17 protein-coding genes are annotated in these 17,386 nt (G+C 60.4%); 6 read left to right on the top strand and 11 right to left on the bottom strand.

The features are described from left to right. The first annotated feature begins 19 nt into the window (after positions 1-19). The 3 genes from ahcY to rhlE2 all read left to right on the top strand — a co-directional run bounded on the left by ahcY (position 20) and on the right by rhlE2 (position 4,655). The gene (ahcY, locus tag AC4ANE_RS02390) at positions 20-1,429 is read left to right on the top strand and encodes an adenosylhomocysteinase (RefSeq protein WP_031595025.1); all 1,410 of its coding nucleotides are present in this window, start codon (positions 20-22) and stop codon (positions 1,427-1,429) included. A 192-nt stretch (positions 1,430-1,621) separates the two neighbouring features. Beyond that, positions 1,622-2,467, top strand: coding sequence for a methylenetetrahydrofolate reductase [NAD(P)H] (metF, locus tag AC4ANE_RS02385; protein ID WP_002551709.1), 846 nt, complete (start codon positions 1,622-1,624; stop codon positions 2,465-2,467). Positions 2,468-2,777: 310 nt separating this feature from the next. Next, positions 2,778-4,655 carry an RNA helicase RhlE2 gene (gene rhlE2, locus AC4ANE_RS02380; protein WP_002551708.1) on the top strand — a complete coding sequence of 626 codons (1,878 nt, stop codon included), beginning with the start codon at positions 2,778-2,780 and terminating at the stop codon, positions 4,653-4,655. A 285-nt stretch (positions 4,656-4,940) separates the two neighbouring features. On the opposite strand, the gene AC4ANE_RS02375 is transcribed toward rhlE2, so the two are convergent. The 3 genes from AC4ANE_RS02375 to AC4ANE_RS02365 all read right to left on the bottom strand — a co-directional run bounded on the left by AC4ANE_RS02375 (position 4,941) and on the right by AC4ANE_RS02365 (position 8,326). Next, a complete protein-coding gene (locus AC4ANE_RS02375) occupies positions 4,941-5,519 on the bottom strand; it encodes a YceI family protein (RefSeq protein WP_002551707.1) in 579 nt (192 codons plus the stop codon). A 27-nt stretch (positions 5,520-5,546) separates the two neighbouring features. Beyond that, positions 5,547-6,095, bottom strand: a complete 549-nt coding sequence (locus AC4ANE_RS02370; RefSeq protein ID WP_002551706.1) for a cytochrome b — start codon at positions 6,093-6,095, stop codon at positions 5,547-5,549. A gap of 356 nt (positions 6,096-6,451) precedes the next feature. Beyond that, positions 6,452-8,326, bottom strand: coding sequence for a flavin monoamine oxidase family protein (locus AC4ANE_RS02365; RefSeq protein ID WP_002551705.1), 1,875 nt, complete (start codon positions 8,324-8,326; stop codon positions 6,452-6,454). 209 nt (positions 8,327-8,535) lie between these two features. Here AC4ANE_RS02365 and AC4ANE_RS02360 point away from each other — a divergent pair, with 209 nt between their 5' ends. Together AC4ANE_RS02360 and AC4ANE_RS02355 are read left to right on the top strand one after the other, a co-directional pair. Then, positions 8,536-9,942: an adenosylmethionine--8-amino-7-oxononanoate transaminase gene (locus AC4ANE_RS02360; protein ID WP_002551704.1), complete on the top strand. Its 1,407-nt coding sequence runs from the start codon at positions 8,536-8,538 to the stop codon at positions 9,940-9,942. A 142-nt stretch (positions 9,943-10,084) separates the two neighbouring features. Continuing rightward, entirely contained in the window at positions 10,085-10,804 is a 720-nt protein-coding gene (locus AC4ANE_RS02355; RefSeq protein WP_002551703.1) for a 16S rRNA (uracil(1498)-N(3))-methyltransferase, read from the top strand. A 106-nt stretch (positions 10,805-10,910) separates the two neighbouring features. Here AC4ANE_RS02355 and trhA read toward each other — a convergent pair whose 3' ends face one another. After that, on the bottom strand, positions 10,911-11,525 hold the full coding sequence (trhA, locus tag AC4ANE_RS02350) for a PAQR family membrane homeostasis protein TrhA (RefSeq protein ID WP_002551702.1): 615 nt from the start codon (positions 11,523-11,525) through the stop codon (positions 10,911-10,913). A gap of 154 nt (positions 11,526-11,679) precedes the next feature. On the opposite strand from trhA, the gene AC4ANE_RS02345 reads away from it, so the two are divergent. Then, positions 11,680-12,606 (top strand): LysR family transcriptional regulator, encoded by a 927-nt coding sequence (locus AC4ANE_RS02345; protein WP_005731031.1) that lies wholly within the window; start codon positions 11,680-11,682, stop codon positions 12,604-12,606. Positions 12,607-12,616: 10 nt separating this feature from the next. Here the strand turns inward: AC4ANE_RS02345 and madM are convergent, their stop codons facing one another. From madM to AC4ANE_RS02310, 7 genes are all read right to left on the bottom strand, one after another. Continuing rightward, the gene (madM, locus tag AC4ANE_RS02340) at positions 12,617-13,381 is read right to left on the bottom strand and encodes a malonate transporter subunit MadM (protein WP_002551700.1); all 765 of its coding nucleotides are present in this window, start codon (positions 13,379-13,381) and stop codon (positions 12,617-12,619) included. A gap of 1 nt (position 13,382) precedes the next feature. Then, positions 13,383-13,811: a malonate transporter subunit MadL gene (gene madL, locus AC4ANE_RS02335; RefSeq protein ID WP_002551699.1), complete on the bottom strand. Its 429-nt coding sequence runs from the start codon at positions 13,809-13,811 to the stop codon at positions 13,383-13,385. A gap of 69 nt (positions 13,812-13,880) precedes the next feature. Next, a complete protein-coding gene (gene mdcH / locus AC4ANE_RS02330; RefSeq protein WP_002551698.1) occupies positions 13,881-14,816 on the bottom strand; it encodes a malonate decarboxylase subunit epsilon in 936 nt (311 codons plus the stop codon). Next, positions 14,813-15,451, bottom strand: coding sequence for a malonate decarboxylase holo-ACP synthase (locus AC4ANE_RS02325; protein WP_031594996.1), 639 nt, complete (start codon positions 15,449-15,451; stop codon positions 14,813-14,815). Before AC4ANE_RS02325 ends, mdcH begins: the two co-directional genes overlap by 4 nt. Continuing rightward, positions 15,445-16,245 (bottom strand): biotin-independent malonate decarboxylase subunit gamma, encoded by an 801-nt coding sequence (mdcE, locus tag AC4ANE_RS02320; protein WP_002551696.1) that lies wholly within the window; start codon positions 16,243-16,245, stop codon positions 15,445-15,447. Before mdcE ends, AC4ANE_RS02325 begins: the two co-directional genes overlap by 7 nt. Beyond that, positions 16,242-17,093: a biotin-independent malonate decarboxylase subunit beta gene (locus AC4ANE_RS02315; RefSeq protein ID WP_002551695.1), complete on the bottom strand. Its 852-nt coding sequence runs from the start codon at positions 17,091-17,093 to the stop codon at positions 16,242-16,244. Before AC4ANE_RS02315 ends, mdcE begins: the two co-directional genes overlap by 4 nt. Then, a complete protein-coding gene (locus tag AC4ANE_RS02310) occupies positions 17,086-17,385 on the bottom strand; it encodes a malonate decarboxylase subunit delta (protein WP_002551694.1) in 300 nt (99 codons plus the stop codon). The genes AC4ANE_RS02315 and AC4ANE_RS02310 overlap by 8 nt, the downstream gene beginning before the upstream one ends. Position 17,386 lies beyond the last annotated feature (1 nt).

Below are 17,386 nucleotides of genomic sequence, written 5' to 3'. Positions count from 1 at the left end.
TATGGAATGGAGACTCTCAATGAGTGCTGTAATCACGCCCGCAGAATTTAATGACTACAAGGTTGCCGACATTTCCCTGGCCGCCTGGGGTCGTCGCGAAACCATCATTGCCGAATCCGAAATGCCTGCCCTGATGGGTCTGCGCCGCAAATACGCCGGTGACCAGCCGCTCAAGGGCGCGAAAATTCTCGGCTGCATCCACATGACCATTCAGACCGCCGTGCTGATCGAAACCCTGGTTGCCCTGGGTGCCGAAGTTCGCTGGTCGTCGTGCAACATTTTCTCCACTCAGGACCAGGCTGCTGCGGCCATTGCCGCTGCCGGCATTCCTGTGTTCGCCTGGAAGGGCGAAACCGAAGAAGAATACGAGTGGTGCATCGAGCAGACCATCCTCAAGGATGGCCAGCCATGGGACGCCAACATGATCCTCGACGACGGCGGCGACCTGACCGAGATCATCCACAAGAAATACCCGGCGATGCTGGACAAGATCCACGGCGTCACCGAAGAAACCACCACGGGTGTTCACCGCCTGCTGGACATGCTGGCCAAGGGCGAGCTGAAAATCCCGGCCATCAACGTCAATGACTCGGTGACCAAGAGCAAGAACGACAACAAGTACGGCTGCCGTCACAGCCTGAACGACGCCATCAAGCGCGGCACCGACCACTTGCTGTCCGGCAAGCAGGCGCTGGTGATCGGCTACGGTGACGTGGGCAAGGGCTCGGCCCAGTCCCTGCATCAGGAAGGCATGATCGTCAAAGTGACCGAAGTCGACCCGATCTGCGCCATGCAGGCCTGCATGGACGGTTTCGAGCTGGTCTCGCCATTCATCGACGGCGAAAACGACGGCACCGAAGCAAGCATCGACAAGGCTCTGTTGGGCAAGATCGACCTGATCGTGACCACCACCGGTAACGTCAACGTTTGTGATTCGAACATGCTCAAAGCGCTGAAAAAACGCGCTGTGGTGTGCAACATCGGTCACTTCGACAACGAAATCGACACCGCTTTCATGCGCAAGAACTGGGCATGGGAAGAAGTGAAGCCACAGGTTCACAAGATCCATCGCACCGGCCCAGGCTCGTTCGACGCACAGAACGACGACTACCTGATCCTGCTGGCCGAAGGCCGTCTGGTCAACCTGGGTAACGCCACTGGCCACCCAAGCCGCATCATGGATGGCTCGTTCGCCAACCAGGTTCTGGCGCAGATCTTCCTCTTCGAGCAGAAATACGCTGACCTGGCTCCCGCCAAAAAGGCCGAGCGTCTGACCGTTGAAGTGCTGCCGAAGAAACTCGACGAAGAAGTGGCCCTGGAAATGGTCCGCGGCTTCGGCGGCGTTGTGACCAAGCTGACCAAGACTCAGGCCGATTACATCGGCGTGACCGTCGAAGGTCCGTTCAAGCCGCACGCGTATCGCTACTGATTGATATTCTGTGAAGAGTGCGCGGCGTTCCTGACGCCTCTCACTCTCTCAGTTGGCAATTATCTGTGGGAGCGGACTTGTCCGCGAAGGGGCCTGTGCATTCAATCAAGATGCAGCGTCTGAAATAAAGCCTTCGCGGACAAGTCCGCTCCTACAAAGTATGTGTTCGTTTCTATATCGAGATCGGCCTCCATGAGCCAAGAACGCCGCTTCAGCTTCGAGTTCTTTCCTACCAAGACCGACGCTGGACATGAAAAGCTGCTGACCGTTGCTCGTCAGCTCGCTACGTACAACCCCGATTTTTTCTCCTGCACCTATGGTGCCGGTGGCTCGACCCGCGACCGCACGCTCAATACCGTGCTGCAGCTGGAAAACGAGATCAAAGTCCCTGCTGCGCCGCATTTGTCCTGCGTGGGCGACAGCAAGGACGACCTGCGCAACCTGTTGGCGCAGTACAAGGATGCGGGCATCAAACGCATCGTGGCACTGCGCGGCGACCTGCCTTCCGGCATGGGCATGGCCAGCGGTGAGTTGCGTCACGCCAATGACCTGGTGAGCTTCATTCGCCAGGAAAGCGGCAGCCATTTCCACATCGAAGTCGCCGCCTACCCGGAAATGCATCCGCAGGCGCGCAATTTCGAGGACGACCTCAAGCACTTCGTCAACAAGGCCAACGCCGGCGCCGACAGTGCGATCACGCAATACTTCTTCAACGCCGACAGCTATTTCAACTTCGTCGAGCGGGTCGAGAAGATGGGCGTAAGCATTCCGATCGTGCCGGGCATCATGCCGATCACCAACTACAGCAAGCTCGCACGCTTTTCGGATGCGTGCGGTGCGGAAATCCCGCGCTGGATCCGCAAACAGCTGGAAGCCTATGGCGATGACGTGCAAAGCATTCAGGCGTTTGGCGAAGAAGTCATCACGCAGATGTGTGAACGACTGCTGCAAGGCGGCGCCCCTGGCCTGCACTTCTACACCCTGAACCAGGCAGAATCGAGCCTGGCCGTGTGGAATAACCTGCAATTGCCACGCTGATACCGCTGTAAAGCCGCGATCTGTCGGGCGAATCCCCGGAGATCGCGGCCTGATACACCGTTGGGCAGCAGGAAAGCGGCGTATTGCGTTCGCTCTGTTATACTCCAGCCTTCCCGCCAGGCTTACGCCCGGAGGCCCGGTCTTGCAATCGTCACTCGTTCACGCCAACAGCGCAATTTTCATCAAGCGCAGACGTCACGAGATGCACTGAAGACCCGGCAGGACCGGACGGGATCGCGTTGTCTTTACACGCCATTCGCGCCAGGCAAGACATCCCTTGAGCTTAAGCTCCAACAGAACAGGATTACTCATGTCCTTTGCTTCCCTCGGTCTCTCCGAGGCTTTAGTCCGCGCCATCGAGGCAGCGGGCTATACCCAGCCTACCCCAGTGCAACAGCGGGCCATTCCCGCCGTGTTGCAAGGTCGCGATCTGATGGTTGCGGCACAGACCGGTACTGGTAAAACCGGCGGTTTCGCCCTCCCTATTCTGGAGCGGCTGTTTCCCAATGGTGTTCCGGACAAATCCCAGCGTCATGGCCCGCGCCAACCGCGCGTTCTGGTCCTGACCCCCACCCGCGAACTGGCCGCACAAGTGCACGAGAGCTTCAAGCTCTATGCCCGCGACCTGAAGTTCGTCAGCGCCTGCATCTTCGGCGGCGTCGGCATGAACCCTCAGGTTCAGGCCATGTCCCGTGGCGTGGACGTCCTGGTGGCCTGCCCCGGCCGCCTGCTCGATCTGGCCGGTCAAGGCAGTGTCGATTTGTCCCACGTCGAAATCCTGGTGCTCGATGAAGCAGACCGGATGCTCGACATGGGCTTCGTCCATGACGTCAAGAAGGTCCTCGCGCGGCTGCCGGCCAAGCGCCAGAACCTGCTGTTCTCGGCTACCTTCTCCAATGACATCACGTCGTTGGCCGGCAAGCTGCTGCACAACCCAGAGCGCATCGAAGTCACGCCGCCGAACACCACGGTCGAACGTATCGAGCAACGGGTTTTCCGCCTTGCCGCCAACCACAAGCGTTCACTGCTGGCGCACCTGATTACCGTCGGTGCCTGGGAACAGGTGCTGGTCTTCACCCGCACCAAGCACGGTGCCAACCGTCTGGCCGAGTACCTGGACAAGCACGGCCTCGCGGCTGTCGCGATCCACGGCAACAAGAGCCAGAACGCCCGTACCAAGGCTCTGGCCGACTTCAAGGCAGGTGATGTACGCATCATGGTTGCGACCGATATCGCCGCACGCGGCCTGGATATCGACCAGCTGCCGCATGTCGTCAACTTCGAGCTGCCCAACGTCGACGAAGACTACGTTCACCGTATCGGTCGTACCGGCCGGGCCGGTCGTTCGGGCGAAGCCATTTCCCTGGTTGCGCCGGACGAAGAGAAGCTGCTCAAAAGCATCGAGCGCATGACTAAACAGAAGATCGCCGATGGCGACCTGATGGGCTTCGACATCACCGCAGTCGAGGCTGAAAAACCGGAAGTGCGTGAGCGTCCGGATGTTCGCAACTCTCGTGGTGCACGTCCTGCCGGCGACAAGAACAACGGCGGTCGTCGCGACAAGGGCAAGGACAAAGGCAAGGAAAAACCTGCCGCTGCAGCCGCCACTGGCGAACGCCCTGCAAGGCAGCCACGCGAAAAAAAACCTCGTGAGGGCACGCCTCGCAGCGAACAGCGTGCATCGCAGCCATCCATACCGCGCCCGGCAGCCGATCGTGCGCCGGACGAGTTCCGCGACGACGAAGTAGACAACTTCGGCAATCGTGCTGACTACGTCAGTCCTTATCAGGGCAAAGGCCAGAACCGTGGTCGTCGCCCTGCGGCCGCGCCCGGTGCAGCACCGGCTGCTGGCGGCGCAGCTCGCCCAGCCAATTCGGGTCGACCTGCGGGCGGCGCTCGTAACGGCTCCGGTACTGGCGCGCCAAAGCGCAACGGTTCGGGTTCGTCGGCTCCGCGTTCGCGTGATGGCCAGCCGCGCGGTCGTCGTCCGGCACGTGAAGACCAGCCTTTGCCACGTGAAGGTCAGGAGCCAGCCGTGCGTGCCCCGCGCGACGGTCAGCCTCAGCCGAAGATCGTGCACAAGGAATCCAAGATCGACCGTTTCCCGTCTGCCGAGCAACTGGACCAGTTGCCAACACGCCCACGCGGTGAAAAACCGGCGCTGCTGACCCGCAATCGCGACAGCTGATAGCCACGCAACACTAAAAACGCCCCGACTCGCTCGGGGCGTTTTTGTTTGTCGTGTCGTTCGTTGTGTCGATGATGATCATCGCTCCCACGCTCCGCGTGGTAGCGCAGTCCTGGACGCTCCGCGTCCGATCTTGAGACGGCAGCGCGGCGCCGATCTGTGACGCAAAGCGTCACGAACTGCATGTCAACGCGGAGCATTGACACGATAGTCATCTCAGGAAGTTTCATCGCACCCACAAAAACGCCGACCCAAGGGTCGGCGTTCTGTCGATCAAGCGTGCAATTACTTCTTCTGTACGCCTTCGAAGCTGATGTCCAGATCCAGCGTCTGCGACGTCGGGCCTGGGCCCTTGATGCCGAAGTCGTTCAGGTTCAGCGTCGAAGTACCGTTGAAGCCGGCACGGTAGCCGCCCCACGGATCCTTGCCTTCGCCGTTGAAGGTTGCCTTGATGACGATTGGCTTGGTCACGCCGTGCAGGGTCAGGTCGCCAGTGACGTCAGCCGTTTTCTCGCCAGTCGATTTGACTGCGGTGGAAACGAATTTGGCTTCCGGGTATTTGGCAACGTCCAGGAAATCCTTGCTGGAGATGTGTTTGTCGCGCTCGGCGTGGTTGGTGAACAGGCTGGCGGTTTTCAGCTCGACATTGATTTTGCTGGCTTCAGGCTTGGCAGCGTCGAAGCTGAACGTGCCGTCCCAGTCCTTGAAGGTACCGTGAATGAAGCTGTAGCCCAGGTGGCTGATCTTGAAGTCAACGAATGCGTGTTGACCTTCCTTGTCGATAACGTAGTCGGCGGCCATGGCCTGGCCAGCAGACAACAGTGCGGTACCCAGAGCCAGAGCGGCGAGAGACTTCTTCAACATGCTTTTATTCCCGTTTTGGTTGAACAATCAATTACGACCCAGCATGCGCTTGAGGGTCACATCGCGATCGATGAAGTGGTGCTTCAATGCAGCAAGACCATGGAGCCCCGCGAATATCACGATGACCCATGCCAGATACAGGTGAATCCAGCCCGCCGTTTCTGCCTGATCAGGAAGGCCCGAAACCAGCGCGGGCACATCGAACAGGCCGAATACCGGAATCCCCACGCCGTCGGCGGTGGAAATGAGATACCCGGCGAACATCACGGCAAACAGTGCGACGTACAAAAACAGATGGCCGAATGCAGCACCGATGCGCGTCAACTTACTGTAGCTGGTCAACGGCGGCGGTGGCGGACTGAGCAGACGCCAGACCACGCGGATCAGCATGATCGCAAACAGCGTGATGCCGATGCTCTTGTGCAGATCAGGGCCCGCCTTGCGCCACGTATCGTAGTAATCCAGCCCGACCATCCACAGCCCCAGCGCAAACATTCCAAACACGACAGCAGCCACACCCCAGTGCAGCACCATGCTGACCAGACCGTAGCGAGAGGATGAATTACGTAGCTGCATTACCAGTACCTTGTCAGAAGTGTTACCAGACTAGCTTTTTATCTATCGAATGAAAGCGCAAAATTTCGCTCGGACGTATCGAACAATACGATAGGTCTGCTTGACCTTTCGTACGCCGGTTCTGCTGGTTACACCAACACCTGACAGGCTTTACAGCATCTCAGGCTGTCCTCGCTGCGGCAGCATCTCGATAATTTGCTGTCAGTAATACTTTGCAATGACCATCGGCCGTTCGATACCGATGAACGGCATGATCCGCTCAGATATCCCCAGCCCACATAGACAGAACGAATTCAGCGCGCATAAAAAAAGGACGCGGTATACACCGCGTCCTCTTTCGCTCAGCTATTGCCCGGTCAGTTGTTAACGTCTGCGGGCGCTGTTTCAGCAGGGGTTTTGGCAGGAGCCGGCTTGCTCTGAGCCTTTTTCGCTGCCTCTTTTTTCGCAGCTTCCTTTTTTGCTGCTTCTTTCTTCGCCGCTTCTTTTTTGGCGGCTTCCTTGCTCTGCGGCTTTTTCGCAGGTTCAGCCTTGGTCGCCGGTTTCTTCGCAGGCTCGGCTTTAACCGGCGGCTTGGCAGGCTGAACAACCGGTGCAACCACGGGCGCCGGAGCAACAGCCGGTGCAGGCGCTGGAGCAAGCTCTACAGCCTTCTCTACCGGAGCAGGTGCCGGGGCCGGTTCTTCAGCACCACCAAACATGCGCGAGAAGAAGCCTGGCTTGTCGGCCTGCGGCTTGGCAGGTTCAGCCGGTTTGTCGGACGAACCGCCAAACATGTTGCTGAAGAAATTGCCTTCGGACTTCTGCGAAGCCGGGGCCGGCGCTTTCGGCGGTGCAACCTTGACCGGTTCGAACGACTTGCCAGCCGCCAGATCCTGGACTTGACCAGCCGCACGCTGACCGCTGCGCAAGGCACCTTCCAGAGTGCCGGGGTACAAGGTGTCGGTGTGCTCGCCAGCGAAGGCTACGCGCAGAATCGGCCGCTCCCACAGACGCCAGTATTTACTGATCTGGCCGGGACCGAATGCCAGGTAGGAACCACCCGTGGACGGGTCGACGCTGTAACGGCGAATTTCATAGCCGGTGTAGGCGCCACGTGCTTCAGGGTAGAACGCATGCAGACGGATCAATACCTGATCAACCATCTGCTTGTCGCCGAAGGCCTGCATGATGCGTGCGTTGTCGCCGGACAGGTTGATCACCACGTTGGCGCCGCCCTTGAGCGCGGGCTCTACCCACAGCATGCCCAGACCGGTGTTGCTGAACACTTCACCGGACATGCGTGCCTTGCTGTCCCAGACCGGAGTCTTGAACTTGAGCATGATCTGGTCGCGCCAGCCGTAGTTGGTGCTCTTGATCGCACCCATGTGCTGAGCGTCCAGCGCAGGTGTCATCTGGATCTTGCCCAGCGAGCGCAGCGGTACGGCCATAACCACGTAATCTGCGGTGTAGCTGGTTGCGCCAGCCTTGACGGTGACCTTGTCCTTTTCCTGAACGACTGCCGTCACCGGCGAGTTGGTCTTGACGGTCTTGAGCTGCTTGACGAACGCCTGGGTCAGCACCGCACTGCCACCGGGCAGGCGCGCAGCACGCAAGTCACGCTCGTCGACCGAGCGATAAACCCGCGATTGCTGGGCGAGGTACAGCAACGACAGGCGCGAAGGCTCGTCGTAGCGGGTACGGATCTGCTGGTTGATCAACTGACGCGCCGTGGCCGGCAGGTTCAGGCGGTCCAGCCAGTTGGCGACGTTGATCTGGTCCAGCGCGAACAAGGTGCTGTTGGACGCCGGGTTTTCCGGGTCGTCAACCGAGCGCGCGAGGTTATCCAGCGTGTCGTTGTAGCGCTTGATGGCTTCGGCGGTCGCAGGCTGTTTGATGGCCAGGTCAGCCTGGGTGAAGTACACACCGTCGATCAGGTAGCCGGGCGTGCGCACGAATTCAGGCGCGGGCACGGTCGTCAGCTTGAAGCTGTCCAGGTAGCGGTTCAGCACCGGCTGAGCCTTGGTGTTGCCGATCCACTCGCTGGGCGCCAGACCGGAACGTCCGCCCAGGCTGGGCTTGGCTTCCAGTAGCGTCACCTGCCAGCCTTTGGCCTGCAGTTCATAGGCAGCGGTCAAGCCTGCCAGACCACCACCGACGACAATGGCGGTTCGTTGTTTTTCATCGGCGAGCGTCGAAACGCTGACCAACCCTGCCACTATCAGCGCACAGGCGCGCAGCCACCCAGAAAGCATTCGGCGAACTCCAGAAAACATAGGGAAGATTGGGCAAGTCAGCCCGGCACATCGACTTGCTGCGCAGGATACGCGAGCCATCAAATAGCCGCCAGCAATGTCCATCAGCCGTTAAAACTGCATCAAAGGTTGTTCCGCAGCCGGGCATTGCATAGGCTTGCGCGATTGTTCGTCCTCGCATCAGGCGAGTCGCTACCCGGAGATTGAAAATGGGCCTCAATGACCAGTGGATGCAACGTGACCTGAAGGTCCTGTGGCACCCCTGCACCCAGATGAAAGACCACGAAAATCTGCCGTTGATACCGATCAAGCGCGGTGAAGGCGTATGGCTTGAAGACTTCGAAGGCAAGCGTTATCTGGACGCTGTCAGTTCCTGGTGGGTCAACGTTTTCGGGCACGCCAACCCGCGCATCAACCAGCGCATCAAGGATCAGGTCGACCAGCTGGAGCACGTGATTCTTGCCGGTTTCAGTCACCAGCCGGTCATCGAGCTGTCCGAGCGGCTGGTTAAACTCACGCCCGAAGGCCTGACCCGCTGCTTCTACGCCGACAATGGCTCATCGTGCATTGAAGTCGCGCTGAAGATGAGCTTTCACTACTGGCTCAATCGCGGCCAGCCGGACAAGAAACGCTTCGTCACCCTGACCAACAGCTACCACGGCGAGACTATGGCGGCGATGTCGGTGGGCGACGTGCCGCTGTTTACCGAAACCTACAAGGCGCTGCTGCTCGACACCATCAAGGTACCGAGCCCCGACTGCTATCACCGCCCGGACGGCATGAGCTGGGAAGAGCATTCGCGCAACATGTTCGCCGCCATGGAACAGACCCTCGCCGAACACCATGCCAGCGTTGCAGCAGTAATCGTCGAACCGCTGATTCAGGGCGCAGGCGGCATGCGCATGTATCACCCGGTCTACCTCAAGCTGCTGCGCGAAGCCTGCGACCGCTACGGCGTGCACCTGATCCACGATGAAATCGCCGTGGGTTTCGGCCGCACCGGCACCATGTTCGCCTGTGAACAAGCGGGTATCCGCCCGGATTTCCTCTGCCTGTCCAAGGCCCTGACCGGTGGTTACCTGCCGCTGGCAGCCTGTCTGACCACCGACGATGTGTACGACGCGTTCTACGACGACTACCCGACCCTGCGCGCGTTTCTGCACTCACACAGTTACACCGGCAACCCGCTGGCCTGTGCTGCGGCGCTGGCGACACTGGATATCTTCGAGCAGGACAACGTCATCGAGAACAACAAGGCCCTGGCGCAGCGTATGGCGACAGCCACGGCGCATCTGGCCGATCATCCGCACGTCGCGGAAGTGCGTCAGACCGGCATGGCCATCGCTATCGAAATGGTTCAGGACAAAGCCACCAAGACCGCCTACCCGTGGCAGGAACGACGTGGCATGAAGGTCTTTCAGCATGCGCTGGAGCGCGGTGCATTGCTGCGACCACTGGGCAGTGTGGTGTATTTTCTGCCGCCGTACGTGATTACCCCGGAGCAGATCGACTTTCTGGCCGAGGTGGCCACCGAGGGCATTGATATCGCTACGCGCAGCAGTGTCAGTGTTGCCGTGCGCGAGAACTTTCATCCGGATTTCAGAGATCCGGGCTAGGGCTGGAATTTGCGGCGCCGCGACTGACGCCTTCGCGGACAAGTCCGCTCCCACGAGCGGACCGGGCAACACCGCATTAATGTGGGAGCGGACTTGTCCGCGAAAGGGCCATCACAAAACAACACCGGAACCGAGACACACCATGAGACTCTCCCGCTTTTTTACTGAAGCGCCGCTTAGCCTGGGCGAGCACGAACTGCCTGAGGCCCAGGCGCATTACATCAGCCGCGTGCTGCGCATGACCGAAGGTGACGCGCTGCAACTGTTCGACGGATCGGGCCAGGAGTTTCGCGGCACCTTGCTGGAAGTCGGCAAGAAGCGCGTGCATGTGCAACTGACCGAAAGCTTTGCCGGGCAAGTCGAGTCAGGGCTGCGCATTCATCTGGGCCAGGGCCTGTCGCGTGGTGAACGCATGGACTGGGCTATTCAGAAGGCTACCGAGCTGGGCGTCGGCGAAATTACCCCGATTGTCAGCGAGCGCTGTGAGGTGCGTCTCAAGGACGAGCGCGCCGAGAAGCGCCAGGCGCATTGGCAACAGATCGCAATCAGCGCCTGCGAGCAGTGCGGTCGCTCGGTGGTGCCGGTAATTCATGCGCCGATGCCGCTGGCCGAGTGGATCAAGCATACCGAGGCCGACCTGAAACTGGTCCTGCACCCGGTGGCCGAGCCGCTGACCAGCCATGACAAGCCAGCCAGCCTGGCCTTCCTGATTGGTCCGGAAGGCGGCTTGAACGACGCAGAAGTCGATCAGGCGCAAGCCGCTGGCTTCCACGCCGCGCGCCTCGGCCCGCGCGTTCTGCGCACTGAAACCGCCCCGGTGGTCGCGCTCAGCGTGGCGCAACAGCTGTGGGGCGATTTTTGATCATTTGATGCGTCCTCAAACGCGCTGCACGCTCAGAATCAGACACCGGCTCGCTCCCACAAGGATTTGCATTTACCCAGCCATTGAGGCCTGAACCTGGCCATTTTCACAGCACATAAAAACAAATCGCCACGAAGTGCATCAAACTGCCGCCAATGACGAACAGGTGCCAGATGCCGTGAAAGTGGCGGATCTGGTCGTAGGCGAAGAACAGAATGCCGACGGTGTACAGCACACCGCCGCCGGCCAGCCAGATGAAGCCCGCCAGGCCGAGCGCAGCAATCAGTGGTTTGACCGCCACGAGGACGATCCAGCCCATCACGGCGTAGATCACGATGGACATGATTCGCGCTTCAGAGCGGGGTTTTATCTCCTGCACAATGCCGATCAGCGCCAGCCCCCAGACAATTCCGAACAGGGTCCAGCCCCATGCGCCGCGCAATGTCACTAGACAGAACGGCGTGTAACTGCCCGCAATCATCAGGTAGATCGAAAAGTGATCGACCTTCTGCATGATCGATTTCGAACGGCCCTTGACGCTGTGGTAGATCGTCGAAACGCTGTACAGCGTGACCAGACAGGCGCCATAGATCGCAATGCTGACCACCTTCCAGACATCGCCGTGCAGACTCGCCATCACCAATAGCCAGATTGCGCCGACACCGGCCAGTACTGCGCCCACCAGGTGGGACCAGGCGTTGAATTTTTCTCCGTAATACATCCGCTCAATACCCTCTTGTGGCAAAACACTGGGAGCAGAGGCTCGCGGTTATTGAAACAAATCGCAACACCCTGTTTCAGTGACGGATATTTTAAGCAGCTATCGGCGCACGACTTGTGCACAATCAGCGCACATCAATAACCAGCGCCACGACATGCAGATCGATGACGAACTGACGCTCAAGAAACTGGAAATATTCCTGGCCTTCATGCGCACCGGCAATCTGGCGCGGGCGGCGGAGGAGTTGCAGACCAGCAACGTCAGCGTGCACCGCGCCATTCACTCGTTGGAAAGCGCCCTGCGTTGCCCGCTGTTCAAACACGAAGGCCGCAACCTTACGCCGCTGGAAAGCGCGTATGTGCTGGAAGAGCGTGCGCAGAAGCTGGTGCAGGATGTGCTCGCCACCGTAGAGCTGACCCGTCAGGCGGCAGGCTTTTCGGCGGCACGCTTCCGCCTTGGGGCTTTGTATTCACTGACCGTCAAGACGGTGCCGCAGCTGATCATGGGCCTGAAAATCCGCCGCAGCGAGCTGAATATCGATCTGATTCTGGGTTCGAACATGGACCTGCTGTACAAGCTCAAGAACATGGAAGTCGACGCCATGCTGGTGTCGCTTGATGAAAGCACCCATGACCCGGACTGCGAGCAGCTGGCGTTGTTTTCCGACGATATCTTCCTGGCTGTGCCCACCGATTCGCCGTTTGCCGAGCACAGCGAGGTGGATCTCAGCGACCTGCGTGAAGCGACATTTATCACCCTCACCCAAGGCTTTGCCACTCATCGCGATGGCATACGGGTGTTTCAGCAGGCCGGGTTCGAGCCCAAAGTAGCGATGCAGGTCAATGACATCTTCACCCTGCTGAGCATGGTCAGTTCCGGCGTCGGCTATGCGCTGCTGCCGGGGCGCATAGCCGCAGTGTATGAAAACCGCGTGCGGCTGATTCCATTGCAGAGCCGCTACCGGATGCAGCAACACATCGGCATGGTCTTTCTCAAGTCCAGAGAGCGAGACCCTAACCTGCTGGCGCTGCTGGCCGAGTGTCGGATGTATGCGAATCGCCTGCTGGAGCAGGCGACCTGATCGAAGGGATCTAACCGACGATTGCGCGCACGATGAAATACAGCACCGACGGCCCCAACAGACAGCCCAGTCCGGTATGAAAAGTGGCGGTCAGCGCGCCATAAGGCACCAGACGCCGATCCGTTGCCGCCAGCCCTGCGGTAACGCCGCTGACAGTACCCGCCAGACCACCGAAAACCATCGCCGAACGCGGGTTGTCCAGCCCCATCCAGCGCGCCGCCACGGGCGTACCGACCATCACCAGAATCGCCTTGATCAGGCCGGTGGCAATCGACAGGGCCATCACGTCGGAGGTCGCACCCAACGCAGCACCGGTCACCGGGCCGACGATGTAGGTCACAGCACCCGCGCCAATGGTGGTCATGCTGATTGCATCGCGGTAGCCAAACACCCAGGCAATGCTCGCGCCCACGATAAACGGCAGAATCGTGCCCAACAGCAAGGCAATTGCTCCGATCAGCCCGGCCTTGCGTGCCTCGGTTGCCTGCACTTCAAAGGCAGTCGCCACGATGGCGAAGTCACGCAACATCGCCCCGCCCATCAGGCCGATGCCTGAGAACAGCGCCATATCGGCAAGCCCCTTCTGGCCGCCGGTCAACGTGCCGCCGACCCAGGCCAGAATCAGCCCGATGACAATCGCGATGGCCGAGCCATGCACCCGGCCGAACGTCAGGCGCTTTGAAAGCACCACCGAGACCCACATGATGATACCGACGAAGGCAAATGCGGTGATCAGCCCGTTGTGTTCAAGTCCTTTCTCGATGAGGTCCCACATATCAGCGACCTCCAGCCGGGGCTATTTCAGGCTTGATCACAGGCGTCAGCAGCGGCTCTTCCTTGGGTAAAGGCTCGCCGCGATTGGTGCGGCTGATCACTGCGATGGTGCAGGCGCAGAGCACCACAGAACCGACAGCGGCCAATACCGCCACCGGCCCGCCCTTGAGTGCGGTCACAACGTTTTGTTGCGCGGCCATCGCCACCACGACCGGTATGTACAGCGCGCCCCAGAAACCCACGCCCATTTCGCAGTCCTTGGTCATGCCGCCGTGTTTCTGCATCCACAGACGTGCGCAGATCAACAGGATCATGGCGATCCCGACCCCGCCCACATTGGATTTCACGCCCAGCAGAACGCCGAGCATGTCACCGAGAATCACGCCCGCGAGCGTGCAGATAGCCAGTAGTGCAACACCATAGATAATCATTGTTGTTATTCCTCTGTTTGCATTGCTGAAGTTGTTGTTTTTGTCCTTCGTAGCAGCTGCACGGCGGCTCTATGGAGTGCGGCGAACCTCCTCGTGCGACAGCGCGATCAGGCTGTCCAGACGCGCAGCCTGAAAGGCCAGCGCTGTTCCTTGCTGGAAGACTTTGCGCGCCAGCCCGGTCAACACGGCACCGGGCGGCAATTCGATGTGCAGGCGCACGCCTCGCTCCCAGGCAGTTTCCACGGTGCTGCGCCAGTCGATGACCCGGCACATGTTGAAGGCCAGGTCATCACGCAGTTTTTCGGCATTCAGCAGCGGACGCGCCGTGCTGCCGCTGAGGTAACGTATCTTCGGCGCCTGCAACGCAACCCTTGAAAAGGCTTCTGCCAGTTGCTGCGCGGGAGCTTCCAGCAAGGCGCAATGCGACGGCACGCTGACCGCAAGACGCTTGACCGCCGCGGCCCCCGACGCCTTGGCCAAATGACTGACCTGCTGCATCGCCTCGACGCTGCCCGAGATCACCATCTGGTTGTCGGCGTTGATATTGGCGAGAAACACCGGCATTTGCGGGCTGTGTACTTGCCTGATCAGCGCCTCGACCTGTGTCTGGTCCAGACCGATCACCGCAGTCATGCCATAACCTTCGGGCCAGGCGTTCTGCATCAACTCGCCGCGCAACGCGACCAGGCGCACGGCATCGTCAAAGGCCAGCGCCCCGGAGATCACCGCTGCCGGATAAGCGCCGATGGACAACCCTGCAACGTAATCCGGCACACAGTCACGCGCCTGCAACAGACGGGCGCAGGCGACACCGGCGATCAACAGGCAAAGCTGGACGGCGCGGGTCGCTTGCAGCGCCTGAGTGCTGTCCAGCGCCAGTACGTCTTCGCCCAGAGCATCGGCAGCTTCCTGCAGGCAATCGTGGACGACAGGGGCGTCGGGTAATTGATGCAGCATGCCGGCCTGCTGCGCGCCCTGACCGGGAAACACCCACAGGCTGCTCATGCGCACGCCCCGATCAGATGCCACGGATCTGCAACCAGCCGCGCCCCTGCTGCGGTCTTGAGCAACACCCGCCCCGCCGGGCGCGCCCATTCACGCAGCGCCACAGCGCCATGATCGAGTTGCAGCTGCACATCGACCCGGCAGACCGATGTTTCCAGCGCCTCGACCAATTCGGCTGCGCAACTGCGACTTAACGGCTCAGACGTACGCAAAATCAGGTCCAGATCGCTGTCCTGATTCAACGCCGCAATACCACTGGCCAATTCGAACCCGGCGCTGCCACCGACACCCCAGACCAGTTCCAGCGCATCCATCACCGGGCGGACCTGGCGCAAGGCACGCAATGCGGGCCAGTCCTGAGTATTCTCGGTCGGGCACAAGACCAGTTGCTCGGGGATTACCCGCCGATAGACATCAGCCAGCAGCATGCTCGCGGCATAGCGCTGCTCACGACCGTAGCCGCGCAACCCTACGGCCACCTGACCGGCTGGCATGGCCTGCCGACGCACCACGACCGGCTGCCCGGCCAACACCGTTTCAACCGCCCATTTGGGCGCATCGTCCGGCAAGGCAGACAGTGGCATGCCCCACAGCAAATCATGGGGCAGTACTGCGCAAGCGCTGTCGATCACCATTGCGCCCGCAGCAACTGGCGTACGGTGGCCGATGCCGCACGATTGCTCGCGCCCAGGCGGCTGCTCAGGTCGACCCCGCTGGCCCGTACGTCTCTGATCGCACTGCTGAGGACATTGCGAACCTGAGTCAGGTCATCCGCAGTGGGCTGCTCGATCTGGCTGACCGAGAGGGTTTCCCACAGCAGACCAAGGCTGGCATAGCTGTCGATGTCGTAGGCCATTGGCGGGATGCTGGCGGCGAGCTTTTCCAGGTCTTCGACACTGCGCAGCGTTACCCGAGCGGCGGAAGCCTTGCCCATCGCATGCACCATCACGCCGGGATCACGCAGTGCGATCAACCGATTGGCCTGATACCCGTGGGCCAGAAATGCGCCGGACATAGCCTTGCCGACCAGCAGACCAATCACCGCATGCCCAGCAAGACGCGCCCGCGCATAGCTGTCCACCGCACCGGCCAGCGCCTGATGAATGCCCAGCGCTTCTTCGCGGCGACCATAGGCCTGGCTCGGCACATCGACAATCGCAATCAGTGCACGTTTTTCGGCGCGGTCGCGGTCCTGCTCGATGGCATCATCCACAGCTTTGGCCAGGCCACAGCCTTCCAGCAGACCGACCTCGCCCTGACGCGCCCGAGGGAAACGATTGCCGGTATCGGCAACCACCGCCACAAAGCGCACTGGCTGGTCGCCCAGCAAGCCATCGGCGACCTTGAGCGAGGCAGGCAGACCGTCAACTTGCGTAGCACCTGCGCTCAACGCGTTGAACCAGTGCAAACCCCGTTGTGAATAGCTCATGACCGGGCTCCTTGATAAAGGGTACGTACACTCTGCGGATCGATTTGCGCTTCGGTGTGGAGGCTGGTGAGGCGCTGCAAAAACAGTTCGTACTGGCTGCTGCGATGCGCTGCCGGTACGCCCTGCTTGAGCCAGCCGCTGACCTGCTGCCGGATATCGGCCACATCGTCTGCGGCAAAACCGTCCACCAGATCACTGGCAAACCGCTGCTCGCCACCGGTCAGGCTCCAGATAAACGGGCGGTCACGGGAATCGTATTCTTCTATGCCGGCTTCCTGCTCGATCACCTGCGGGCCGTTCAGGCCCAAGCGGGCTTCCTGGGTCACCAGCAAATAGCTGCACAAGCCCGCAGCAATGGACATCCCGCCAAAACAGCCGACGCTGCCCGCCACTACGCCGATTACCGGCTGGTACTGACGCAAGTCGACCATCGCGGCATGAATCTCGGCAATCGCCGCCAGACCCAGATTGGCTTCCTGCAAACGCACACCACCGGTTTCCAGCAGCACGATGGCTGCGGTGGGAATACCGTTGCGGTTGTCTTCGGCGGCCAGCTCAAGCGCACCGGCCATTTTCGCACCGCCGACTTCGCCCATGCTGCCGCCCTGAAACGAGCCTTCAATGGCCGCAATGACTACCGGCCGCCCGTCAACAGTGCCCTTGGCAACCACCACGCCATCGTCGGCTTGAGGGACAACGCCTTGTCTGGCAAGCCAGGGCGACATGACGCGATCAAACGGGCCAAGCAATTCGCGGAAGCTGTCGGCATCCAGCAGAGCGCGGGCGCGCTGCCGGGCACCGAGCTCGATGAAACTGTGCTGGCTCAGCAAACGTGCGTTATCAGTCATGACCGATCTCCTCGAAGCCCTGATCCAGACGCAAGCGCACCACGCCGGGCGTGGCCCCGAAGTCGTGGATGTCGATGCTCAGCGCAGGCGGGGTCTGGCCGTCGAACATGCGCTCGAAAAGATGTTTCCAACGCAGCGAGGCACCGTTGACCGAGGTCACCACCTGAATTGATAGCTTGCCTGGCGAACCGGGCTCCAGCAGCACTTCCAGATCGCCCGAGCCAACCACACCTACCAGCGCGCGGCCTTTGGGCGGCTGTCCGGCAGGGAATTCAAAAGACAGGGTTTCCATT

The organism is Pseudomonas sp. Pme6b (assembly GCF_058129925.1).
Note: the sequence above shows the minus strand (reverse complement) of the source record. Positions and strands in the feature narration are given on the sequence as shown.